The sequence below is a fragment of the Pseudomonas rustica genome, assembly GCF_018336155.1.
In the GTDB taxonomy this organism is placed as follows: Bacteria; Pseudomonadota; Gammaproteobacteria; order Pseudomonadales; family Pseudomonadaceae; genus Aquipseudomonas; species Aquipseudomonas rustica.
Genome location: NZ_JAGYHF010000029.1, coordinates 1 through 3326 on the forward strand (window position 1 = coordinate 1; position 3326 = coordinate 3326).

A 3326-nucleotide genomic window follows, 5' to 3' on the forward strand; every position below is an offset into this window, starting at 1 on the left:
GACGATGACCTACTCTCACATGGGGAAACCCCACACTACCATCGGCGATGCATCGTTTCACTGCTGAGTTCGGGATGGGATCAGGTGGTTCCAACGCTCTATGGTCGTCAAGAAATTCGGGTACTGAGTCGTGGCCAGTTGGCCTCGCTTCAGCAAATTGGGTATGTGACAGCTTTCGGTGTTTGTGAACATCGAACTTTCGGTTCGTTTCGTCTTCACACACCGCAATCTGATGCTCTCTCGAGTAGTCAAATTGCTTGGGTGTTATATGGTCAAGCCTCACGGGCAATTAGTATTGGTTAGCTCAACGCCTCACAGCGCTTACACACCCAACCTATCAACGTCGTAGTCTTCGACGGCCCTTCAGGGAACTCAAGGTTCCAGTGAGATCTCATCTTGAGGCTAGTTTCCCGCTTAGATGCTTTCAGCGGTTATCTATTCCGAACATAGCTACCCGGCAATGCCACTGGCGTGACAACCGGAACACCAGAGGTTCGTCCACTCCGGTCCTCTCGTACTAGGAGCAGCCCCTCTCAAATCTCAAACGTCCACGGCAGATAGGGACCGAACTGTCTCACGACGTTCTAAACCCAGCTCGCGTACCACTTTAAATGGCGAACAGCCATACCCTTGGGACCGGCTTCAGCCCCAGGATGTGATGAGCCGACATCGAGGTGCCAAACACCGCCGTCGATATGAACTCTTGGGCGGTATCAGCCTGTTATCCCCGGAGTACCTTTTATCCGTTGAGCGATGGCCCTTCCATACAGAACCACCGGATCACTAAGACCTACTTTCGTACCTGCTCGACGTGTCTGTCTCGCAGTCAAGCGCGCTTTTGCCTTTATACTCTACGACCGATTTCCGACCGGTCTGAGCGCACCTTCGTACTCCTCCGTTACTCTTTAGGAGGAGACCGCCCCAGTCAAACTACCCACCATACACTGTCCTCGATCCGGATAACGGACCTGAGTTAGAACCTCAAAGTTGCCAGGGTGGTATTTCAAGGTTGGCTCCACGCGAACTGGCGTCCACGCTTCAAAGCCTCCCACCTATCCTACACAAGCAAATTCAAAGTCCAGTGCAAAGCTATAGTAAAGGTTCACGGGGTCTTTCCGTCTAGCCGCGGATACACTGCATCTTCACAGCGATTTCAATTTCACTGAGTCTCGGGTGGAGACAGCGCCGCCATCGTTACGCCATTCGTGCAGGTCGGAACTTACCCGACAAGGAATTTCGCTACCTTAGGACCGTTATAGTTACGGCCGCCGTTTACCGGGGCTTCGATCAAGAGCTTCGCGTTAGCTAACCCCATCAATTAACCTTCCGGCACCGGGCAGGCGTCACACCCTATACGTCCACTTTCGTGTTTGCAGAGTGCTGTGTTTTTAATAAACAGTCGCAGCGGCCTGGTATCTTCGACCGGCATGAGCTTACGGAGCAAGTCCTTCACCCTCACCGGCGCACCTTCTCCCGAAGTTACGGTGCCATTTTGCCTAGTTCCTTCACCCGAGTTCTCTCAAGCGCCTTGGTATTCTCTACCCAACCACCTGTGTCGGTTTGGGGTACGGTTCCTGGTTACCTGAAGCTTAGAAGCTTTTCTTGGAAGCATGGCATCAACCACTTCGTGTTCTAAAAGAACACTCGTCATCAGCTCTCGGCCTTAAGATCCCGGATTTACCTAAGATCTCAGCCTACCACCTTAAACTTGGACAACCAACGCCAAGCTGGCCTAGCCTTCTCCGTCCCTCCATCGCAATAACCAGAAGTACAGGAATATTAACCTGTTTTCCATCGACTACGCTTTTCAGCCTCGCCTTAGGGACCGACTAACCCTGCGTCGATTAACGTTGCGCAGGAAACCTTGGTCTTTCGGCGTGGGTGTTTTTCACACCCATTGTCGTTACTCATGTCAGCATTCGCACTTCTGATACCTCCAGCAAGCTTCTCAACTCACCTTCACAGGCTTACAGAACGCTCCTCTACCGCATCATCCGAAGATGATACCCGTAGCTTCGGTGTATGGTTTGAGCCCCGTTACATCTTCCGCGCAGGCCGACTCGACTAGTGAGCTATTACGCTTTCTTTAAAGGGTGGCTGCTTCTAAGCCAACCTCCTAGCTGTCTAAGCCTTCCCACATCGTTTCCCACTTAACCATAACTTTGGGACCTTAGCTGACGGTCTGGGTTGTTTCCCTTTTCACGACGGACGTTAGCACCCGCCGTGTGTCTCCCATGCTCGGCACTTGTAGGTATTCGGAGTTTGCATCGGTTTGGTAAGTCGGGATGACCCCCTAGCCGAAACAGTGCTCTACCCCCTACAGTGATACATGAGGCGCTACCTAAATAGCTTTCGAGGAGAACCAGCTATCTCCGAGCTTGATTAGCCTTTCACTCCGATCCACAGGTCATCCGCTAACTTTTCAACGGTAGTCGGTTCGGTCCTCCAGTTAGTGTTACCCAACCTTCAACCTGCCCATGGATAGATCGCCCGGTTTCGGGTCTATTCCCAGCGACTAGACGCCCTATTAAGACTCGCTTTCGCTACGCCTCCCCTATTCGGTTAAGCTCGCCACTGAAAATAAGTCGCTGACCCATTATACAAAAGGTACGCAGTCACAGAACAAAGTCTGCTCCCACTGCTTGTACGCATACGGTTTCAGGATCTATTTCACTCCCCTCTCCGGGGTTCTTTTCGCCTTTCCCTCACGGTACTAGTTCACTATCGGTCAGTCAGTAGTATTTAGCCTTGGAGGATGGTCCCCCCATATTCAGACAAAGTTTCTCGTGCTCCGTCCTACTCGATTTCATGACTAAGAGATTTTCGCGTACAGGGCTATCACCCACTATGGCCGCACTTTCCAGAGCGTTCCGCTAATCTCAAAGCCACTTAAGGGCTAGTCCCCGTTCGCTCGCCACTACTAAGGGAATCTCGGTTGATTTCTTTTCCTCAGGGTACTTAGATGTTTCAGTTCCCCTGGTTCGCCTCTTGCACCTATGTATTCAGTACAAGATAACCATCTTATGATGGCTGGGTTCCCCCATTCAGACATCTCCGGATCAAAGTCTGTTTGCCGACTCCCCGAAGCTTTTCGCAGGCTACCACGTCTTTCATCGCCTCTGACTGCCAAGGCATCCACCGTATGCGCTTCTTCACTTGACCATATAACCCCAAGCAATCTGGTTATACTGTGAAGACGACATTCGCCGAAAATTCGAATTTCTCAACTAAGAGAACTCACAAATTTTACCTTAGCCTGATCCGTTACCAGTGAAAGTAACGTTCAGTCTATCTTTCTATCACATACCCAAATTTTTAAAGAACGA

2 rRNA genes are annotated in these 3326 nt (G+C 51.0%); both read right to left on the reverse strand.

The annotated features are described in order from the left end of the window. Positions 1-112: ribosomal RNA gene (gene rrf, locus KFS80_RS26620) — 5S ribosomal RNA — on the reverse strand; the annotation flags it as partial. Between the two features lie 156 nt (positions 113-268). Further along, positions 269-3162 (reverse strand): 23S ribosomal RNA (locus KFS80_RS26625). Positions 3163-3326 lie beyond the last annotated feature (164 nt).